This window comes from Phenylobacterium sp. (assembly GCF_031425575.1).
Lineage (GTDB): Bacteria > Pseudomonadota > Alphaproteobacteria > Caulobacterales > Caulobacteraceae > Phenylobacterium.
The window spans coordinates 1-2,435 of sequence record NZ_JANPJP010000036.1 but is presented as its reverse complement, the minus strand read 5'-3'; the positions used below and the strand labels follow the sequence as shown (position 1 = coordinate 2,435).

The following is a 2,435-nucleotide window of genomic DNA, read 5'->3' as shown; positions in this document are numbered from 1 at the left end:
CGAGGCGGGCGGAGCTTTTCGCCATTGCTGGTGGCAGCGCCAAGGCGGCCAGGACGGTCCACCGCGTTCGCAAGTGGCTCCACCGGTGGTGGAGCTGCCTTAGCCACGTTTCGCCCCATCTAACGTGGTGCTGCCCCACGTGCCCCCGGTTCTGAAAGGTGGAGGGGCCTGGCGTGGTCCTCGCGACCATCCCCTGTGGCGTGGGGGGCATTTGCGGCTAGGCAGGCGGGCGGGCCGGTAGGCCCGAAGGCCGCCTTAGCTGGGATCGCGCCTGGACCTCCCCAAGGTTGGTGGAGTCGGGGAATGGGGTGTAGATTCAGAAGGAGGAGGGCACCGATGGCCCGCAAGACCTACACCCGCGAGTTCAAGATCCAGGCCGTCCGCATGATCACCCGCGACGGCCTCTCCGTCGCCGAGGCCTCCCGCCGCCTCGGCGTCAAGGAGGAGACCCTCCGCGCCTGGCGCGACGCCGCCGCCGGCCTGGGCGACTCCGCCTTCCCCGGCCCCGGCAACCTGACGGCCGAGCAGGACGAGCTCCGCCTCCTCAGGGCCGAGGTCGCCCGCCTCCGCGCCGAGCGCGACCTCCTAAAAAAAGCCGCGGCCTACTTCGCCAGCCACCCGAGCTGACCTTCGCCTTCATCGCCGACAACCTTGGCGTGATGCCCCTCTGCCGGATGTGCGAGGCCCTCGACGTGTCCGAGTCCGGCTACCACTGCTGGGCCTCCCGCCCGCCCTCCCTGGCCGAGGGGCGCCGCGAACGGCTGGTCGCGGCGATCCGCCAGATCCACGCCGAGGTCAAGGGCCGCTACGGCAGCCCGAGGATGACCGCCGAGCTCAACGCCCGCGACCACCCCTGCACGGAGAACACGGTGGCCAAGCTGATGAGGGACAACGGGATCCGGGCGAGGCAGGCCAGGCGGGCCACCCGCACCACCGACTCGCGGCACGGCCTTCCCGTGGCCGACAACGTCCTGGACAGGGCCTTCGACCCCTCGGGCCCGAACGAGGCGTGGTGCGCCGACATCACCTACATCCCGACGGCGGACGGCTGGCTGTACCTGGCCGTGGTGGAGGACCTCTTCTCCCGGATGATCGTGGGCTGGTCGATGGACGCGACCATGACCAGCCGCCTCGTCGTGGACGCCCTGGACATGGCGTTGAAGCGGCGGAAGCCGGGCGAGGGCCTGTTGGCGCACTCGGACCGTGGGAGCCAGTACGCCAGCGACCACTACCAGCGGCTGCTGTCCAGGCACGGGATCGGGTGCAGCATGAGCGGCGTGGGCCAGTGCTGGGACAACGCGCCGGTGGAGTCGTTCTTCGCCACCCTGAAGAAGGAGCTGGTGCACGACGAGAGGTACACGACACGCGAGCAGGCGAGGGCGAGCATCTTCGATTACGTCGAGGCGTTCTACAACCGCGTCCGCCGACACTCCTCCCTGGGCTTTCTCTCTCCCGGGGATTTCGAGCGGTCGCACAACCAGAATCACCCCTAACCTCGGCTCCATTTTTCTTGGGGAAGTCCAATGGTGGCCTTTGCGGGCTACCCCCTGATGGCCGACAACCGGGTGGTTGGCGTCATGGCCGTGTTTGCACGCCAACCTCTGACCGACTTTACGCTCCGAGCAATGGCCTCAATTGCCGACGTGCTGTCCATCGGCATCGAGCGAAGCCAGTCCGAACTGTCCTTGCGGGCGAGTGAGGCCCGCAAAACGGCCATACTGGATACGGCCCTCGATTGCGTCATCACGATGGACCACCACGGTCAGGTGGTCGAGTTCAACCCGGCAGCGGAACGGACGTTCGGCTACTCCCGTGGGGAGGTCGTCGGACGGGAGCTTGCGGACTTCATCATCCCGCCGTCGCTCCGGCAGCGGCATCATCGGGGGATGGCGCACTACCTTGCGACCGGGGAAGGGCCGGTCCTCGGCAAGCGTCTCGAACTCCCGGCCCGGCGTGCGGACGGGACCGAGTTCCCCGTCGAAGTCGCCATCACCCGCATCCCGACCGAAGGCCCGCCGCTGTTCACGGCCTACCTGAGAGACATCACCGAGCGGAAGCAAGCCGAGGAAGACCTGCGCCTGCGGGACCGGGCGATCCAGGCCGTGTCGGAAGGCATCCTGATTACGGACCCCAGCCTGCCGGACAACCCGATCATCTTCGCCAGCCCAGGCTTCGAGCGAATCACCGGGTACAGCGCCGCCGAAGCCCTGGGTCGAAGCTGTCGGTTCCTGCAGGGCCCAGATACGGACAAAAACTCGGTCGCTCTACTTCGGGAAGCGATCCATGCTGGACGCCCTTGCACGGTCGAACTCCTGAATTACCGAAAAGACGGCTCGCCTTTTTGGAACGCCGTGTCAATCTCGCCGGTCCTTAACGACCCTGGCGAACTGACGCACTTCGTGGGGGTCCAGGCCGACGTGACGGCCCGCAGAGGG

Annotated in this window: 2 protein-coding genes; both read left to right on the top strand. The window is 67.5% G+C overall.

Annotated elements, in window-relative coordinates; genetic code table 11:
- The first annotated feature begins 336 nt into the window (after positions 1-336).
- A protein-coding gene (locus RMO97_RS01775) for an IS3 family transposase (RefSeq protein WP_310538841.1) occupies positions 337-1,493 on the top strand; the annotation gives its coding sequence in 2 pieces (ribosomal slippage) (positions 337-586 and positions 586-1,493; 1,158 coding nt in all).
- 57 nt (positions 1,494-1,550) lie between these two features.
- Positions 1,551-2,435 (top strand): PAS domain S-box protein (locus tag RMO97_RS01770; protein WP_310538840.1); only part of this gene is annotated, 885 nt, incomplete at its 3' end.